Raw genomic sequence first — 17889 nt, 5'->3', positions numbered from 1 at the left:
TCAGAACCGGCCGATGACGGCGTTGCCCGCGGCGGTGGCTTCCGTGCTGGTGTAGTACTCCATGGCGGCGGCGAGCCATTCGTCGACGGTCAGCTCGCCGTCGCCGTTGCTGTCGAGGATGCGGAAGGCTTCCTCGGCTTCCGGTGCCGGCACTCCGAGAGCGCCCTGGAGGGCCTTGAACTCCGTGATGTCGACGACCCCGTCGCCATTGGAGTCGGCGAGCGCCACGTGCGCGGCGATGGCCGGACGGACGATGTCGGCGATCCGCTCCTCGTTCTTGGCGGCGGCGAGTGCCGCGACGAACTGGTCGGCAGAGACGCGCCCTTCGTCGCCGACACCGGCCAGCTTCGCGATGCCGGTCCAGTAGTTCTCGCCGGCCTCGTGGGCCGCCTGCGCCTTGGGGGAGTCGGCGCTCTGTCCGGCCGCTTCGATCAGGCGCTCGGCGAGGGCCTTGAAGTCCTCCCTCTCCAGGTAGCCGTCCCCGTTGGTGTCGAGGTGGCGGAAGCGGTGCTCGTACTTGCGGTGCAGTACATCGTTGGTCATGACGTCCTCTGGGAGACGGCCCGGGTACGGCGCTTCACGAGCTCCGCTTATCGGGGCAAACACGGAAAGAACATCGCCACTCTATGCGTTCCCTCGGATGCGTGGGGTGATCGGTCCCGGGTCGGCCACGAGGAGGTGGACGTCCAGGGGGAGTTCGGTCGTCGAGCGGAGGCGGAATCCCGCCCGGTCGAGGAGGGCGCGGTACTCGCGTTCGGTGCGTTCGCGTCCTGCGCCGTTGTTGACGAGCATGTGGATGTCCCAGGCGCGGGCCGGAGAGGGGGCGCCGCCGCTCTCCGGGAGGAGCCGCTCCAGGATCAGGAGCGGGGCGCCGCTGTCGGCGATGGCGGTGCGGCAGGCCCGCAGGAGGGTGGCGCACTGCTCGTCGCCCCAGTCGTGCAGGACGCGTGACAGCAGGTAGATGTCACCGCCGGTCGGGAGCGCGGTGAAGATGTCGCCGGGTGTGAGGGCGCACCGGCCGGCCAGTCCGCGCTCTTCCATACGGGTCCGCGCCCGGTCGATGACGGGGGGCAGGTCGACGAGGACCGCCTTCAGATGCGGGTGGGCTTCCAGGAGGACCGTCAGCAGGGAGCCGTCCCCGCCGGCGGCGTCGACGACGGTGCGGGCGCGGTGGAAGTCATGGACTTCGGGCAGGCGGTCGAAGAACAGGCGCCCGCAGGCCATGGCCCGGTCGAACAGCCCGCCGACCTCGGGATGGTCGGCGGCGTACTCGAAGAACGGCCGCCCGTAGACGTGCTCGAAGCCCTGCCTGCCCGTGCGCACCGCGTCGGTGAGGGCTCCCCAGGAGCGGTAGAACGGTCCCGCGTACAGCAGTGCGAGGTCCCGCATGGTGGCCGGATGGTCCGGGTCGAGGAGGCGGCCGGTCTCGGTGAGGGTGTGGGTGTGACCGTCTGTGGCGAGCAGCCCCAGGGTGGTGAGGTAGGCCAGGAGCCGGGCGAGCGCCGGGGGATGGGTACCTGCGGCGATGGCGAGCTCGCTGCTGGTGGCGGGGCCGGTGCGCAGCGTCTCGGCGATGCGCAGTTCGGCCATGGCGGCCAGGGCTTGGGTGGTCCAGGCTCCGGTCGCGAGGGTGAGCAGGTGCCGGTGGGCGGCATCGGCACGAGGGAGCGAGTCGGCGCCGGGACGGACGGGAAGCGCCCGCCCCGCCGGATCGGTGCCGGCGATGGCGCTGCCGCGGGGGCCGGGCCGCGCGGGTGTGTCGGCGAGGTGGTCGGCGAGCACGTCGCTCCACCTGCCGGCGCAGGTGATCTCCAGTCGCCGGGCCGGTGGTTCCTCGCCGTCGGGGAGCAGGAAGTACAGGACGGTGCGCCCTTCTCCTGCCGTGCCCTCGGCCGGGTTGAAGCCGCCGCCGTCCGGCAGGTGACCGGCCACGCGGGTCAAAAGGTGGACCAGGCCGCGCAGTACGACGCCGTCGGGCGAGGGAACGTCGAGGGCGAGGTGCGCCTCCGCCTCCTGGCTCCGCTCGGCCGCGGCGGCCTCGGCCAGCCGCGGGTCGCCATCGGGCTGGAGGGAGAAGATCTCCAGGGCCGGGGTGCCGTCGTGGCGGCGGGCGTGAGTGATGGTGACGTGTACGTCGTCGACCCGCAGGTCGTGGCGCCGTGCGAATCGGTGCCGGACCACGGTGCTGGGGATGCTGGAGGTCACCTCGTACCCGCGCCGGGTCAGGGCCTCCCGAGCGCCGGACGCGGAGCGGGGGAAGACCATGAGGGCCCCGTGCGCCGGCCGGCAGTACCGCTGCAGGCCCGTGATGACGGCGTCGTCGGTATCCGGGGAAAGGAACCGTTTCAGCAAGGGGCCGTCAGCGGTGAGGAACCGGATCAGAGTGTCCAGCCGGACGTCGTCCTGCTCGTCCAGCGCTGGTGCGCCGGTGGACGCAAAGGCGGCCGCAGTCATCGATGTACCTCGGTGTGCCGGGGAAAGGAAGCAGGCTCAAGAAAGCCGCGATTGCCGCTCTGGGTGATCGCTGGACTACCCTACGTGTCATCAACTGCCTGTCGCCGCACGGACGGGCACGACCTGGGAGCCCGCCCTGCCCGCCGACACGTCCCCCGTCGTACCCGACCTCGCCCTGCACGACCTGCTGTTGACGCTTCCGTCCGACGCCGCGACGCGCACGGCGCTGGTGGACGCGGCGACCGGGGAGCGCTGGACGCACCGTGAGCTCCGCGAAGGCGCTCTGGCGGCCTCTGCCGCCTTCACCGCCGACGGTGTCACCGACGGCGAACCGGTCGTGCTGTCCCTGCCCAACGGTGTGGACTTCGCGGTCGGCCTGCTGGGACTGCTGTCGGCGGGAGCGGTGGTCAGCCCGATCGGCACGGGAACTCCCGCGCCCGCGCTCGCCCGACAGGGCGCGGCGATCGGCGCCACCCGGATCCTCTCCCAGCACGCCGATCCCTCAGTGCGGCCCGGCGCCCCGGGCCTCCGCCCCCTACGGCTCCCCGTCGACCTCATCACCCCTGTCGCCGCCCCGGCCGCCGGGACCTCCCCAGCGGTTCCCCGTGACGCCACGGCGCTGCTGCCGTGGTCCTCCGGGACGACCGGCAGCCCCAAACCGGTCGTCGTCAGCCACCGCAACGCCGTGGCCGGTCTGGTCCAGCTGGCAGCCGCCCAACCGCTGCGCGACGACGACGTCCTCCTCGGCGTCCTGCCCTTCAGCCACATGTTCGGCCTGCAGTACATCCTCAACCACGCCCTCCTCTCGGGCGCGGCGATCGTCCTGCTGCCGCGCTGGGACGCGGAGCAGGCCCTGCGCGCCGTCGAGGAACACCGGGTGACCCTGCTGCACGCGGTGCCGCCGATGGTCCGCGATCTCGCGCAATACGACGGGCCGCGACACTGGGACCTCTCCAGCCTGGACCAGGTGATCGCCGGCGGCGCGCCGCTGTCCGCGCGGGACGCCGGCCGGTGCGAGGACCGGCTGGGCGTCACGGTCGACGCCGCGTACGGCCTCACCGAGGTCAACACCTGCCATCTCACTCCCCGGGGCGCGATCCGTCGGCCGGGTTCGTGCGGAGTGCCGGTCCCCGGCACCGAGTACCGCGTCGTGCCACCGGCTCCGCCCGGCACCGGGGAAGCGCATGCTCCGTCGGCCACGGACCGGGCCTCGGGGGCTGCGGGAACGGTGGGTGAACTCCACCTGCGCGGCCCCCAGGTGGCCCATGGGTACTGGGGGGCCGACCGGCAGGTCGTCAGGATGACGGACGAGAACGGGTGGCTGGCGACCGGCGACCTGGTGCGGGTCGACGACGACGGTCACCTGTACGTGGTCGACCGCCTCAAGGACATGATCAAGTACAACGGGCACCAGATCTCCCCCGCGGAGGTGGAGGCCGTTCTGTGCGAGCACCCCGCGGTGACCGACGCCGCAGTGGTTCCGGTGCCGGACCCACGGGCCGGGCAGCTGCCCAAAGCCTGTGTGGTCCTCACCCCAGGCTCCACCCTGACCTCCGAACTCATCGCGGAACTGCAAGAGTTCACCGGTCGACACCTGCCCGCGTACAAGAAGCCCCGCATCGTGGAGACCGTCGCCACCATCGAACGTACGCCGTCCGGAAAGCCACTGCGGCGCCTCCTCACCGACCCCACCCCCCATGCCTACGCGCCCAACCCCCGGACCGGAACGGCCGCCCCACGGCACGCGGCCCCGGACCTGTCCGGCCGCACCGTCCTGATCACCGGCGGCTCACGCGGCTATGGCCGCGCCCTGGCCCAGGCGTTCCTGGCCCACGGCGCCCGCGTGGCCGTCACCGGCCGCGACCCCGAGGCGCTCGCGGACCTCCGTCGGGACCTGCACTCCCACGGCGGCGACCTGCGCACCGAGACCGCCGACACCACGGACCACGCCGCCATGCGCGCCCTGGCCCAGGCGCTCCGATCGTCCTGGGGCGGCATCGACATCCTGATCACCAACGCCGGTGTCCCCGGCCCCTGCGGGCCGGCCTGGGAGAACGACCCCGAACAGTGGTGGAAGGCCCAGGAGGTGAACCTGCGCGGCACATTCCTCGCCTGCCACGCCGTCACCCCCTCGATGGCCGAGCGAGGCAGCGGACGCGTCATCGCCGTCGCCAGCAACGCCGGACGCCACCGCTGGCCACACATGTCGGCCTACTCCGTCTCCAAGGCCGGGGTCATCAAGTTCACCGAGAACCTCGCAGCGGAACTACGCCCCCACGGCGTCCAGGCGTTCAGCTACCACCCCGGCCTCCTCACCATCGGCATGGCCACCACCCAACTCACCGGACAGCACCCACCGGGAAGCTGGGACGAACTCATCCAGCGCTGGTACCTGCGAGAGCACGCCGCAGGGCGCACCACAGCGACCGAACACAGCACCCACGGCGCCCTCCTGATCGCCGCAGGAGCCGCCGACCACCTCTCCGGCCACTACCTCACCCCCGACCACCCCGACCTCACCCGTCACCGGGGTCCGCACACCACACGGGGCGACTCCCCGCCGGCAGGGGCGCGCGGCCCCGGGGACGTACGCGGGGGAGCCCGCGCCTTCCCCGGGTGACAACGCGGAGGTCATCGATCTGTGTCCGCGCTCCCTCGGCGGCGCCGCGTCGGGCGTTCGGCGAAGACCCAGCGGTTGGCAGCCAGGGCGTCGCCGGGCTCCGGGAGGGGGCCGCGACCGTGCAGGCGGGAGAAGTCGTACGGGCCGCGGACGGCCACCCGCCAGCCTCGCTCGGCGAGTTCGCCCGCCGAATCGGGTCGGGGCTCGCTGCTGAACAGGGCGAGAAGGTCGATGCCGATCCGCGCTCTCGCCTCGGCGTACACCGGGTTGGCCCGCACCCGAGGTGACTCGGAGACCTTCTTGATCTCGTACGCCAGTGAGCTGCCCGCAGCGCTCAGCCGGTCGATCGTGGCCACCAGTCGCCGTTCGGCCGACGCGGGGAGGTAGAGCAGCAGTCCTTCGGCGAGCCACGCGGTGGGAGCGGAGGGGTCGAAGCCCGTCCCCCGTAGCGCCTCGGCCCAGTCGAGCCGCAGGTCGGCGGCGAGGGTCCGGCGCTCGGCCGTGGGGGAGGCCCCGGCCCGGTCGAGTACGGCTTGTTTGAACGCCAGTACCTCGGCGGTGTCCACTTCGTGGACCACGCAGCCCGGTGGCCAGTCGAGCCGGAACGCCCGGCAGTCCAGGCCGGCTCCCAGCACCACCACCTGTCGGACGCCTCGGTGGGCCGAGCGGAGCAGGTGGTCGTCCAGGACGCGGGTGCGCAGGCCGAAGTACCGGCCGAGCCGGCCCCACAGGGGGTCGGCCTCACCGGCGGGCACCTGCTCCGGGCGGACGGGCCAGTCGGCCGAGACCGGTGCCGCGCGCACGAAGTGCTCCGCGAGCGGGTCCCGTGCCAGGGAGTCGGGGCGGTGGGTCTCGATGGCACGGGCCGCGGCCACCAGCAGGGCGGTGCGGCCCACGCCCTCCGCGACACCGGGGTTCAGCGCGGTGGACGTACGCACGACGTCTCCTCGGGCAGGGACATGGGCGTGGTCCATGCCCGCGGGTCGTCCGTGGTGGTGGTCCGGGCGCCGTACACGGTCCGCATGAAACGCCGTACGGCGTCGTACGGCAGGTGGAGCGAGGTGGTGCAGTCCGTCAGGAGCGTCACGTGGAAGCCCTTCTGGAACGCCGTGCGGGCGGTGGAGTCCACACATACGTCCGCGTACAGCCCGGCGAGGACCAGGTGTTCCACGCCCCGGGCGGCGAGGTGCTCCTCGAAGCCGTCGGCGAGGAAGGCGTCGAAGCAGGCGCGTTTGGTGAAGACCCGCTCGCCCGGCGCCGGGGTCACGGCGTGGAACCGGACGCCCCATGAGCCCTCGAGGCACTTGGCGCGCTTGCCGAGGGTCCGGTCCCGCAGCCGCCAGGCGGCCCCCTGGTGTTCGGGGTCGCCGACGAACCGTACGAAGACCACCTCCACCCCGCGATCGCGAGCCCGGGCCACCGCCCGGACACAGCCGGCGACGGCCGTGTCCAGGGCGGCGGGGTCCTTGCCGTAGCGGGCCAGGGCCGTCGCTCCCGTGCAGAAGTCGTTCTGCAGGTCCACGACGACCAAGGCCGTCCCCTCCGGGTTCTCCCCGGTCATGCGCCGCCGACCAGGGCGGGGTCCTTCGGCGTCCCATCGGACTCGGGCGCGTCGAGTACGTCGAGCAGGGCGCCGACCACGGCGGTGGTGGAGTGCCGTCCGCCGAGGTCCGGAGTGCGCACGCCCCGCTCGTCCAGGGCGCGCAGGGCCCGCTCGACGGCCCTCACCGCGCCGGGGCGTCCGGCGTGGCGTTCCGCGACGAGGGCCGCCGCGCGGACGGTCGCCACCGGGTTGACCCGGTCCTGCCCCGTGAGGTCGTCGGCGGACCCGTGCACCGTCTGGTACTCGACGAGCCCGGTCATCCGGGGATCGAGGAAGACGTTCTCGGTGCAGCGGTTCTCCTGCCGGTCGGAGCCGAACCGGTCGAGCAGCACGACGTGCATGATGTCGGCCCACTCGTTCCCGGCGACGACCAGCGTGCGCTCGGGCAGGCCGTGTGCGATCAGGTTGCGGTTGACCGTGTCCGGCTGGAACAGGTCGATGCGGACGTCGAGCCGGGCCGCGAGCTCGGTCACCCAGTCTTCGAGCGCGCCGTCCAGCAGGTGGAACTTGTACGCAAGGACGATGCGGTCGAGGCGCCCGTCCGGCCACTCCTGCCGGGCGCGCCGCAGGGCGTAGGTGACGACGGCCTCGGTGATCTCGCGGCTGAAGGTCATGGTGCGGGTGACCTCGCCGGGGGTGTGCCGGTTGTCGCCCGTGTAGAAGCCCTGGGCCTGGTCCCGCACCAGGAGCAGGGAGCGACCGGCGTCGCTGAGCAGGTCGACCTTCACGGCGCGCAGTCGCTGCCGGACGAGGTAGAGGGACTGGGCGTTGATGGCCGTACGGAAGACCGCCGCGGTGCCCCGCGCGGCCTGGTCGCGGCAGAAGCGCTCGTAGTGGTCCGCGTCCTCGGCGGTCAGTGCCTTGATCCTGGCCACGTCCCGCTCGGTGCGGAGCGAGACGTAGGAGTGGTAGAGGCGGGGGGAGCGTTCGATCGTCACGCCGTGGGACCGCCCGGCGGTCAGCGTGCCGAGCACGCGCTCGAAGACGTCCGCGACCTCGGGTCCCGTGCCCCGGCCCACCGCCAGTCCGATGACGGGCCTCTCGGCTAACTCTCCCGGCTGGCCGGGAAGCTGGGGGCGGCTCATCGGGCCGCGCCCGCGGTGAGGTGGTCGCCGGGGATGCCGGCCTTCTCCGGGCGGTAGTAGTCCCGGATGCCGTCCGCCCAGGTGGTCACGGAGACGCGGTCGCCGTCGACCGGCTGGAAGGCGTCGAACAGCGCGTCGATGTTGGGGCGCTGGAAGCCGATGGCCGTCATCAGGGCGGTGAAGTGGGGACGCTCGACGAACCCGTCGCCGTCCGGGTCGCCCATGGCGGCCAGGGCGTCCGCGAACGCGTCGACCGTCGTGTCGAACCGCTGCGGGTCGAGCACGATCGCGGTGAACTCCTCGGCGCTGATCCGCCCGTCGCCGTCCGCGTCCAGCTCGCGCACGAGCGTCCCCCAGTAGCGGTGGAAGGCGTCGAGCATGTCGCGCTGTGCGCTGTCCCCGGCCTCGGGCACGGCCGCGATGACCCGCTTGCCCATCAGCTCGAAGTCGTCCGCTTCCAGAACGCCGTTGCCGTCGGCGTCGAACAGGGAGAAGACGAGCTGGACGCGGTCGTTCGCCTGGGTGGTGGGCATGGTGGCACCTTCGCTGTCACGAGATTCGGTGGGATGCCGCCGGACTCCTCGTCCGGCAGCGTGATCACTTTGTGCTCGCCGGCACGGTTCAGGAAGAGAAAGCCGGTCACATACACACGAAGGAGGGAAATCCGCCTTCCGGCACATGAAGCGGCAGGAACCTGGAGAGCGCCGCCCGTCCACGAGGGCCCGGCAGCGGACCTCGGCACCGTCGCGTGCGGCTGACCGGCCATCAGGCCGGCGGCCGCATTTTTACCGTTTCTTTCGTTCGAGGTGTCGAACGACGTTCGGTATTTTGCGCAATCCATTGACGCTGTGTTTCCGGCCGTCTAATTTCGCGATTCGAAGTACCGAAAGGTGTTCGTGATTTCGAATGCCTTCCTCTCCGAGTCTGCGAAGGAGACCCCTCCATGCCCGTCGGGCGCCCTGTCCGTCGCCGGACCGCGACACTCCTGGCCGCCGGTGCCGCAGCCCTTGCCTGTCTCGTCCCCTCGGCCGCCGCCGTGCCCCCGGCCCGTCTACCCCGACCCGCTGCCCGTCACCGGCGACGTCGTCGTCCACGACCCGGCGGCGCTCAGGCTCAAGGACGGGACGTACGTGGTCTATTCCACGCACGGCGGTCTGGAAGCACGCACCTCGCGGGACGGCCGTCACTGGGAGCGGGCGGGATCCGCCTTCACCACGCTCCCCGCCTGGTGGCGCTCCTACTCCGCGGAGAGCGACCCCTGGGCCCCCGAGATCGTCCACCGCAAGGGCCGTTACTGGCTCTACTACGCGGTCTCCTCCTTCGGTTCGAACCACTCCGCCATCGGGCTCGCCACCTCGCCGAGCGGCAGGCCCGGCACATGGACCGACCACGGAGAGATCTTCGCGAGCGCCACGAAGGACCCGTACAACGCCATCGACCCGGGCATCGTCGAAGGCGGAGGCAGGCTGTGGATGTCCTTCGGGTCGTACTGGACCGGCATCCGCATGGTGGAGCTGGACGGCCGTACCGGACGCCCTCTGCCCGGCGCCCCCGTCCACCACCTGGCCACCCGCCCCGACGCCCCCTACGCGGTCGAGGCCCCGTACATCGTGCGCCGAGACGGCCTCTACTACCTCTTCGTCTCCTACGACCGCTGCTGCGCGGGCGTCGAATCGACGTACAACATCCGCGTCGGCCGCTCCACTTCGCCGACCGGCCCCTACGTCGGACGCGACGGCAGGCCGATGACGCAGGGCGGCGGCGACCTGCTGCTCGCCGCGCACGGGAAGTACCTCGGACCCGGCGGACAGTCGGTGCTCCGCGACCGCGGCCGGGACGTCCTCGTCCACCACTACTACGACGCGGAGGACCAGGGCACTCCCAAGCTCGGTCTCACGCCGCTCTCCTGGAGCGCCGACGGCTGGCCCGCGCTCACCCGCTGACCGCGACCGGCCCGCTCCCCGCACCCTCGATCCGCGAAAGGAAGTCATGACCCCGACCCCGGACCACGGCGCCCGGTTCACCCTCGATCCCTCGTTCACCGTCGGTGAGGTGAACCCCCGGCTCTTCGGCTCGTTCGTCGAGCACCTCGGGCGCTGCGTCTACACCGGCATATTCGAACCCGACCACCCCACGGCGGACGAGGCGGGCCTGCGCACCGACGTCCTCGAGCTCGTCCGCGAGCTCGGTGTCACCGCCGTCCGCTACCCCGGCGGCAACTTCGTCTCGGGATACCGGTGGGAGGACTCCGTCGGCCCCGCCGAGGACAGGCCCCGCCGCCTCGACCTCGCCTGGCGCTCCACGGAGACCAACCGCTTCGGGCTCAGCGAGTTCATGGCGTTCCTGAAGAAGGTCGGACCCGAGGCCGAGCCCATGATGGCCGTGAACCTCGGCACCCGGGGCGTGGCGGAGGCCCTCGAACTCCAGGAGTACGCCAACCACCCCGCCGGGACCGCCCTTTCCGACCGGCGCGTCGCCCACGGGGACAAGGAACCGTTCGGCATCCGTCTCTGGTGCCTCGGCAACGAGATGGACGGGCCCTGGCAGACCGGCCACAAGACGGCGGAGGAGTACGGCCGGCTCGCGGCCGAGACCGCGCGCGCCATGCGCCAGATGGACCCGGACCTGGAGCTCGTCGCCTGCGGCTCGTCGAGCCAGGCCATGCCCACCTTCGCCGCCTGGGAGGCGAAGGTCCTCGAGGAGACGTACGACCTCGTCGACCACATCTCGCTGCACGCCTACTACGAGGAGCGGAACGGCGACCGCGACTCCTTCCTCGCCTCCGCCGTGGACATGGAGTCGTTCATCGAGAACGTGGTCGCCACCTGCGACCACGTCGGAGCCCGGCTGAAGTCCCCGAAGAAGATCAACCTCTCCTTCGACGAGTGGAACGTCTGGTACCAGAGCCGCTTCGAGGCCGAGGCCGCGGCGAACCCGCTCGACTGGCCGGAAGCACCCCGCCTCCTCGAGGACAGCTACTCCGTCACCGACGCCGTCGTCTTCGGCTCCCTGCTCATCGCCCTGCTGCGGCACGCCGACCGCGTGACGGTCGCCTGCCTCGCCCAGCTCGTCAACGTCATCGCTCCGATCATGACCGAACCCGGCGGCCCGGCCTGGCGCCAGACCACCTTCCACCCCTTCGCCCAGGCCGCCCGCCACGGCCGCGGCGAGGTCCTCGACGTGCGCGTCGACTCGCCGACGTACCCCACCGCCGTCCACGGCGACGTACCGCTGCTGCAGGCCACCGCCGTGCGGGACCCGCGGACCGGCGCCGTCACCGTCTTCGCCGTCAACCGCGCGCAGCACCACCCGCTGCCGCTGCGCGTCGCGCTCAACGGCATGGACCTCGGCGGGATCGTCGAGCACACCGTCCTCGCCGACGCCGACCCGGACGCCCGCAACACCCTCGACGACCCGGACCGCGTCGTGCCCCACCCGGGCGAGGGAGCCGTGCTGGCCGACTCCGCGCTGAGCGTCACCCTCGAACCGCTGTCCTGGACCATGATCCGCCTGGCCTGACGGGCCACCCCCAACAGGAAAGCCACCTCCGGGTGGCTCCGCACGGGAGGGCGGTCCCCAGCCGCCCTCCTCCGCACCCCGGGAATACGAGCCGCTATGCATTCATCCCACCCCAGTCGGCGCCGTGTGCTCGCCGGCTCTCTGAGCACCCTCGCCGTCGCGGGCGTCCTCGCCTCGACCGCGAGCTGCGCGGCGCCCTCGGCCGTCGCCTCCGGCCGGACCCGGCTCCGGTTCTGGCACCTCTTCGGTGGCGGGGACGGCGTCAACATGCAGAAGATGCTGGACGCCTTCCGTGCCGCCCACCCGGACGTCGAACTGGAGGCGGCCACCCTTCAGTGGGGCGCCCCCTACTACACCAAACTCGGCATGGCGGGAGCGGGAGGCCGCGCGCCGGAGGTCGCCGCACTCCACATGGCCAGGCTGGCCGGGTTCGGCCCCGGACGACTGGTCGACCCGTTCGACCCCGACCTGCTCGCCGAGGCCGGCATCCGCCCGGTGGACTTTCCCGAGGACCTCTGGCGGCGGGGACAGATCGACGGCCGCCAGTACGCCGTCCCTCTCGACACCCATCCCCTCGTCCTCTACTACCAGACCGACATCTGCCGCAAGGCCGGTCTGATGGACGGCCGGCGCCTCAAGCCCATCGCGGGAGCGGCGGACTTCACGGAAGCCCTGCGCGCCGCCAAGAAGGTCACCGGGGGCCCCGGCCTCGTCACCGAGACCCTCGGCCCCGACTGCATCACGCCCTGGCGCCTCTTCTCCACCTTCTACTCCCAGACCGGAGGGACCGTCCTCACCCCGGACGGCAAGGGACTGGCGCTCGACGACGCCAAGGCCCTGCGGGTGCTCGAGTACATGGCCTCCCTCGTGGAAGAGGGGCTGTGGAGGCGCCGCGCCGACTACGGGGCCTCGGTGGGCATCTTCAACGAGGGAAAGACGGCGTTCCACCTCAACGGGGACTGGGAGGTGACCACCTTCCGGACGGGCGGGACACCGTTCTCGATGGCACGGGTCCCCGCCCTGTTCGGGCGTGCCACGGCACAGGCCGACTCCCACGCCTTCGTCCTGCCGCACCAGCGCAGCCGTGACACCGCGACGGACAGGGCGGCCTGCGCCTTCGTCGCCTGGATGCTGAAGCACTCCGTCGAATGGGCGGCGGGCGGCCACGTACCGGCGTACCGGCCCGTTCTCACGGACCCCGCCTATCTCGCGCTCGATCCGCAGTCCGCGTACCGCGACGTGATCGACGACGTGGTGCTGGACGAGCCGGCCTGGTTCGCCGGGTCCGCCTCCCGGATGTGGATCGAGCTCGGCGAGGTGTTCTCGACGCTCCTCACCGGCTCCCGCACGCCCCGCGCGGCGCTCTCCGAGGCGAAGCTCCGGCTCGGGCGCCTTCTCGACACCCGCAACCCCCTCCCCGGAGTCACGTCATGACCACGCTCACCCCCGCCGCCCCGGCGCCCGCGGCCTCCGGGGCGGGCCGAGCCGCCGGCACGGCCCGCCCCGGAGCCGTCCGGAGGAAGTGGACCGAGCACGGGCTCGTCTTCGTGGCCCCCTTCCTCATCGTCTACGGCCTCTTCCTCGTCTGGCCCCTGATCAGCGGTCTTGGCATGAGCCTGACCAGCGAGAACATCACGGGCACCGAAGCGGAGTTCATCGGCCTGGACAACTACGCGGAGGCGCTGGCCGACCCGCAGATGTGGTCCTCGCTGTGGAACACCGTCTGGTTCACCGTGCTCTCCACCATCCCGCTCGTCCTCGTCGGACTCGTGCTCGCCCTGATCGCCCACCAGCTGCGCGTCGTGCAGTGGCTCTGGCGGATCAGCTGGTTCGCGCCCTTCCTGCTGCCTTCGGGCGTCGTCTGCATGCTGTTCGCGCAGATGATCTTCCCGCCCGGATTCGGGCTCGCCGACCAGCTTCTCGCCTCCGCGGGAATGGAACCCGGCATCGGCTGGCTGAGCGACGAGCGCTACGCCATGCTCTCCATCGTCCTGACCACGGTGTGGTGGACGGTCGGATTCAACTTCCTGCTCTACCTCGCGGCGCTCCAGGCCGTCCCGCAGCATCTGTACGAGGCGGCCGAACTCGACGGCGCCGGCGCCTGGCAGCGGCTCCGCCACATCACCCTGCCGCTCCTGCGACGCACCACGGGACTCGTACTCGTCCTCCAGGTGCTCGCCTCGCTCAAGATCTTCGACCAGGTCTACCTGATGACCGGCGGAGGGCCGGACGACTCCACCCGGCCGATCCTGCAGTACGTCTACCAGCAGGGCTTCACCGGCTACCGGATCGGCTACGCGTCCGCCGTCTCCTACATCTTCTTCGCTCTCATCCTGACCGTCTCCCTGGTCCAGCCCGTACTGGCCCGGCGCCGAGAGGAGGCAGGCAAGTGAGCCTCGCCGTCCGTGACCGCACCGTCCGAGCGTCCCGCACCGAGAGGCGCCGGCTCCACTGGACCGCGGGCCGGATCTCGCTCCTCGTCGTGGCACTCGTCCTGGCCGCCGCCTGGCTGCTTCCGCTGCTCTGGGCCGTCGCCACCTCGCTCAAGCCGGAGGGGGAGACGACCGGGACACCGCTGGAGTGGATCGGCTCGCGGATCACCTTCGAGGCCTACACCAAGGTGTGGGAGTCCGGCACCCTCCTGCGGTGGACGGTGAACTCCTTCGTCGTCTCGGGGGTCACCACCCTGCTCACCGTCGTCCTGTGCGCCATGGCCGCCTACGGCTTCACCCGGACCGTGTTCCGGGGACGCAGGATCCTCTACGGCCTGGTCCTCGCCGGCATCATGGTGCCGCCCCAGGTCCTCATCGCGCCGCTCTTCACCCAGATGGTCCGCATGGGACTCGTGGACACCTACTGGGGAGTGATCCTCCCCCAGGTCGCCGTTCCCGCGATGGTCTTCATCCTGGTGAAGTTCTTCGAAGGGGTTCCCAGGGAACTCGAAGAGGCCGCCTTCGTCGACGGCGCCGGGCGCTGGCGGGTCTTCTGGACCATCGTCATGCCGCTGTCCCGGCCCGTTCTCGCGGCGGTCGCGATCTTCACGTTCATCTCCACGTGGAACAACTTCCTGTGGCCGTTCCTCGTGACCACCGACCCCCAGGCCATGACGCTCCCGGTGGGTCTTGTCAACGTGCAGTCCGGCTTCGGGGTCCGCTACGCCCAGATCATGGCCTCCCTGGTGATCGCGGGCCTGCCCCTGCTGTTCATCTTCGCCCTGTTCCAGCGGCAGATCGTGCGGGGCATCGCCCACACGGGGCTCGCCGGCCAGTGAACCCGCGCGAAGGGCCCGTTCCTCCGTGGGGGAGGAACGGGCCCTTCGCGACGGAACGGATGGGTCAGAGCGTGGTGAAGGAGTGCACGGTCGAGGACCGGTACGTCTCGCCGGGACGCAGGACCGTACAGGGGAACTCGGGCTGGTGGGGGGAGTCGGGGAAGTGCTGCGTCTCCAGGCACAGTCCGCTCCCGCGCCCGTAGGGGCGACCGCCGCTGCCCGTCAGGGTGCCGTCGAGGAAGTTGCCGGAGTAGAACTGGACACCGGGCTCGGTCGTCGCGATGCGCAGCATGCGGCCGGACACCGGCTCGTACAGCGTGGCGGCAGGCTCCGGGGCGTCGGTGACGCCCTTGTCGAGCACCCAGTTGTGGTCGTAGCCCCCCGCGTGCCGGAGCTGCGGGTCGTCGGCCGAGAGCCCCGGGCCGATCGCCCTGGCCGTCCGGAAGTCGAACGGCGTACCGGTGACCGGAGCAAGACGGCCCGTCGGGATGAGCCCCGCGTCGACCGGAGTCGTCCGGGACGCGGCCAGGGACAGTTCGTGGCCGTCGACGGAGCCCGCGGACTCGCCGGCGAGGTTCCAGTAGACGTGGCTGGTGAGATTGACGACCGTGGGCCGGTCCGTGACGGCGTGGTAGTCGATGCGCCAGTCACCCCCCTCGGTGAGGGTGTACACCACACGTACGTTCAGGGTGCCGGGGAAGCCCATGTCGCCGTGGGGACTCGTGAGGGTGAGGACGAGACCGACGTCGGTGCCGCGGGCGAACCCGTGCACGGTCCAGTTCCGCCGGTCGAACCCCAGGGCGCCGCCGTGCAGCGTGTGTTCACCGCTCGCGACGGACAGGAAGTGGCGCGTGCCGTCCAGGTCGAACCGGCCGTGGGCGATCCGGTTGCCGTAGCGGCCGACGAGAGCACCGAGGTACGCCCGGGAGCCGAGGTAGTCGTCGAGCCCGGCGAAGCCCAGCGACACGTTCACGCGTCGGCCGTCCCGGTCGGGTGTCTCCAGGGACTGCACGATGCCGCCGTGGCTGAGCACCGCGAGGCGTGTGCCGCCGTTCTCCAGCCACCAGCGGCGCACCTCCGTGCCGTCGGGCAGACGGCCGAAGGGTTCGGAGACGGGGGGAGGGGGCGAGTTGCGGGGGAGTGTCATCATCGCGTTCCGGAAGTCGTCGGGAAGATCAGGGCACGTGAGGAGAGGCCGGGGCGGATCAGGCGTCGGCGGGGAAGCGGCGCAGCGGCCCGGGGAGTCGTGAACCGAGCGGCGACATGGCGCCCTCCGCCCCGTGCCGGGCCAGCAGGTCGAGGACGAGCCTCCCGCGTCGGACCCGCTCCCGCGCCGTGCCGAGCACGGTCTCCCGCAGGTGGGCGCCCGAGGGATAGAGGCCCGGCGCCTTCGCGAGGCCGAACTTGAGGTAGAGGGGCGCGCCGCGCCGGATGAGCTCGGCCGTCTCGTACATCCGGACGTAGCCGCCGAGGTCGTCCGGTGCCTCGACGTACAGGTCCATGGGAGCGCCGCTGACCCGGCGGATCTCCGTGAGCTGGGCGAGCGTCAGGTCACTGGCGACGTTGATCGAGTCGGCTCCCAGCCGCTCGTGGACGGCGTACGCGGCGGGGTTCACCGGGCCGATGAGGGCCGACACCTTCAGCGTGGTGTCCGGGGGGAGCAGTCCCGCGGTCCTCGCCCGGTGCAGCGTCCACAGGACTCCCTCGTCGGCCACCAGGAGACAGGTGACGCCGAGGGAGGTCGCGCGCACGGCGTCCTCCACGCAGCCGGCGACCGCGCCGTGTCCTCGGGCCCGAAGGCCGCCGCCCCCGGAGTCGGTACGGGTCGAGGCCCCGGTGTCCCAGGTGCCGCGGGGGCCGGTGAAGAGGCAGAGCTCGACGGAGCGTTCGGCGGCGGCCTTCACCATCTCGGTGATCTCGGCGTCGGTGAGCATCCACACGCCGCTGCCCTGGCTGACGCGGTGCACGGGGACGGCGAGCCGGTCGGCCTCCCGCAGCACGGTGTCGAGCGCCTCGGGGCCCTCCACGGAGGGGATCTCCGTACGCCACTTTCCGCCGTCCGGGAAGGCATGGGGAGACGCGTCGGCGGCGACGGGTTCCGGGGCCTGGAGCCCGAGCGCGCCGAGGATCCGCGCACCGGGCGGGCGCTGCGGGGGAAGCGGGGAGGGGGACACGCAGACCTCCTGGGGTCCGAAGGGGCGATCGGTCGACGGCCTTGAGGCGAGGGGTGCGGGCGGACGAGTCCGCGCCGGTACGGATCAGAGGTCGTCCGTCCGATCCGCGGGACGGGCCCTCAGGGGCGCAGCAGCACCTTCCCGGTCGCGGGATCGCCGCCGTGGACGAGTTCCATGGCCCGCCCGAACTCGTCGACGCCCAGCTCGTGCGTGACGAGCGCGAGCGGGGTCACGAGTCCTGCGGTGAAGGCGCGCACGGCGTAGGTCCAGGCGCCGGACGACGCTCCGAAGACGGTGCCGACCGACAGTTGCCGTACGACGACCTGGGCGGGGTCGAGCCCTTTCGCACCGGGTGCCAGGTTGCCCGTGAGGACCAGGCGCCCTCCCCGTCGCAGCAGGGAGGTCGCGGCGTGTGCCGTCGAGACGGCCCCCGCGGCCTCGATCACCACGTCGAAGTCGGCGAGACCGGCAGCCTGGTCCCACGTCCGGTAGGAGGTGGCCCCGAACCGGTGGGACAGAGCGGCGCGGTCGGGGTGCGTACCGATCACCAGGAGTTCGCTCGGGGAGAAGGCGCCGAGCAGCTGCGCGGCGAGCAGGCCGAGGGCGCCGGTGCCGATGACGGCCACCCGTGAGCCGGGGAGCGGGGACGCCTTCAGGACGGCGGCGGCGGCGCGGGCCGCGGGCTCGAGGAGCGCGGCGGCGGTGAGGTCGGCGGCCGGCGGAAGGGTGTGCAGCAGGCGGGCGGGGAGCGTCAGGGTGGGGGCCATCGCGCCGGGCACGGTGAATCCCGTCTCCTCGTAGCCGGCCGTGCACAGGTTGGTCTCGCCGTCGCGGCAGCGTGCGCACGTCTGGCAGTTGTGCAGCCCCTCGCCCACCACCTTGTGGCCGATCAGGGAGGCGGGCGCGTGCTCTCCCACGGCGATGACGGTGCCGGACCATTCGTGGCCAGGGACGATCGGATAACGGACGTACTCCGGGGGGCGGCTGCCCTGGTAGAGCTCGCGGTCGCTGCCGCAGACGCCCACGGCGTGGACGCGCACCTGGGCCTCGCCGGGGCCCGGCCGCCGAGGCGTGTGGGGGACGAGGCGGAACGTCCCGGGGGCGTCGAGGACGACGGCCGAATCTCGGGCGCTCACCGGGAGCCGCCCCCGGGCGAACCCACC

15 protein-coding genes are annotated in these 17889 nt (G+C 71.9%); 6 read left to right on the top strand and 9 right to left on the bottom strand.

The window, feature by feature from the left end:
- Both ACZ4VK_RS12295 and ACZ4VK_RS12290 read right to left on the bottom strand, forming a co-directional pair.
- A complete protein-coding gene (locus tag ACZ4VK_RS12295; protein WP_468351235.1) occupies window positions 1-543 on the bottom strand; it encodes an EF-hand domain-containing protein in 543 nt (180 codons plus the stop codon).
- 81 nt (window positions 544-624) lie between these two features.
- Entirely contained in the window at window positions 625-2454 is a 1830-nt protein-coding gene (locus tag ACZ4VK_RS12290; RefSeq protein WP_468351233.1) for a methyltransferase, read from the bottom strand.
- A 190-nt stretch (window positions 2455-2644) separates the two neighbouring features.
- Here ACZ4VK_RS12290 and ACZ4VK_RS12285 point away from each other — a divergent pair, with 190 nt between their 5' ends.
- On the top strand, window positions 2645-5074 hold the full coding sequence (locus tag ACZ4VK_RS12285) for an SDR family NAD(P)-dependent oxidoreductase (protein ID WP_468351231.1): 2430 nt from the start codon (window positions 2645-2647) through the stop codon (window positions 5072-5074).
- An 11-nt stretch (window positions 5075-5085) separates the two neighbouring features.
- On the opposite strand, the gene ACZ4VK_RS12280 is transcribed toward ACZ4VK_RS12285, so the two are convergent.
- The 4 genes from ACZ4VK_RS12280 to ACZ4VK_RS12265 are packed head-to-tail and all read right to left on the bottom strand — an operon-like array spanning window position 5086 to window position 8295.
- On the bottom strand, window positions 5086-6048 hold the full coding sequence (locus tag ACZ4VK_RS12280) for a class I SAM-dependent methyltransferase (RefSeq protein WP_468351228.1): 963 nt from the start codon (window positions 6046-6048) through the stop codon (window positions 5086-5088).
- The gene (locus ACZ4VK_RS12275; protein WP_468351225.1) at window positions 5991-6635 is read right to left on the bottom strand and encodes a cysteine hydrolase family protein; all 645 of its coding nucleotides are present in this window, start codon (window positions 6633-6635) and stop codon (window positions 5991-5993) included. Before ACZ4VK_RS12275 ends, ACZ4VK_RS12280 begins: the two co-directional genes overlap by 58 nt.
- On the bottom strand, window positions 6632-7762 hold the full coding sequence (locus ACZ4VK_RS12270) for an isocitrate/isopropylmalate family dehydrogenase (RefSeq protein WP_468351223.1): 1131 nt from the start codon (window positions 7760-7762) through the stop codon (window positions 6632-6634). Before ACZ4VK_RS12270 ends, ACZ4VK_RS12275 begins: the two co-directional genes overlap by 4 nt.
- Window positions 7759-8295, bottom strand: coding sequence for an EF-hand domain-containing protein (locus ACZ4VK_RS12265; protein WP_468351221.1), 537 nt, complete (start codon window positions 8293-8295; stop codon window positions 7759-7761). The genes ACZ4VK_RS12270 and ACZ4VK_RS12265 overlap by 4 nt, the downstream gene beginning before the upstream one ends.
- Before the next feature lie 474 nt (window positions 8296-8769).
- Here ACZ4VK_RS12265 and ACZ4VK_RS12260 point away from each other — a divergent pair, with 474 nt between their 5' ends.
- The 5 genes from ACZ4VK_RS12260 (at window position 8770) to ACZ4VK_RS12240 (ending at window position 14552) form a co-directional block, all read left to right on the top strand.
- Entirely contained in the window at window positions 8770-9705 is a 936-nt protein-coding gene (locus ACZ4VK_RS12260; protein ID WP_468351219.1) for an arabinan endo-1,5-alpha-L-arabinosidase, read from the top strand.
- 46 nt (window positions 9706-9751) lie between these two features.
- Complete coding sequence (gene arfA, locus ACZ4VK_RS12255; protein WP_468351217.1) at window positions 9752-11281, top strand: arabinosylfuranosidase ArfA; 1530 nt, start codon at window positions 9752-9754, stop codon at window positions 11279-11281.
- A 96-nt stretch (window positions 11282-11377) separates the two neighbouring features.
- Complete coding sequence (locus ACZ4VK_RS12250) at window positions 11378-12715, top strand: extracellular solute-binding protein (protein ID WP_468351215.1); 1338 nt, start codon at window positions 11378-11380, stop codon at window positions 12713-12715.
- Window positions 12712-13674, top strand: a complete 963-nt coding sequence (locus ACZ4VK_RS12245; protein WP_468351213.1) for a carbohydrate ABC transporter permease — start codon at window positions 12712-12714, stop codon at window positions 13672-13674. Before ACZ4VK_RS12250 ends, ACZ4VK_RS12245 begins: the two co-directional genes overlap by 4 nt.
- Window positions 13671-14552, top strand: coding sequence for a carbohydrate ABC transporter permease (locus ACZ4VK_RS12240; RefSeq protein ID WP_468351212.1), 882 nt, complete (start codon window positions 13671-13673; stop codon window positions 14550-14552). Before ACZ4VK_RS12245 ends, ACZ4VK_RS12240 begins: the two co-directional genes overlap by 4 nt.
- A 64-nt stretch (window positions 14553-14616) precedes the next feature.
- Here the strand turns inward: ACZ4VK_RS12240 and ACZ4VK_RS12235 are convergent, their stop codons facing one another.
- The 3 genes from ACZ4VK_RS12235 to ACZ4VK_RS12225 all read right to left on the bottom strand — a co-directional run bounded on the left by ACZ4VK_RS12235 (window position 14617) and on the right by ACZ4VK_RS12225 (window position 17862).
- Entirely contained in the window at window positions 14617-15702 is a 1086-nt protein-coding gene (locus tag ACZ4VK_RS12235; RefSeq protein ID WP_468351211.1) for an aldose epimerase family protein, read from the bottom strand.
- A 55-nt stretch (window positions 15703-15757) separates the two neighbouring features.
- Entirely contained in the window at window positions 15758-16726 is a 969-nt protein-coding gene (locus tag ACZ4VK_RS12230; RefSeq protein WP_468351209.1) for a hypothetical protein, read from the bottom strand.
- A 119-nt stretch (window positions 16727-16845) separates the two neighbouring features.
- Window positions 16846-17862, bottom strand: coding sequence for a zinc-dependent alcohol dehydrogenase (locus tag ACZ4VK_RS12225; protein WP_468351207.1), 1017 nt, complete (start codon window positions 17860-17862; stop codon window positions 16846-16848).
- Between the last annotated feature and the right edge of the window lie 27 nt (window positions 17863-17889).

The sequence above is a fragment of the Streptomyces sp. NPDC028711 genome (genome assembly GCF_055565415.1).
Note: the sequence above shows the minus strand (reverse complement) of the source record. Positions and strands in the feature narration are given on the sequence as shown.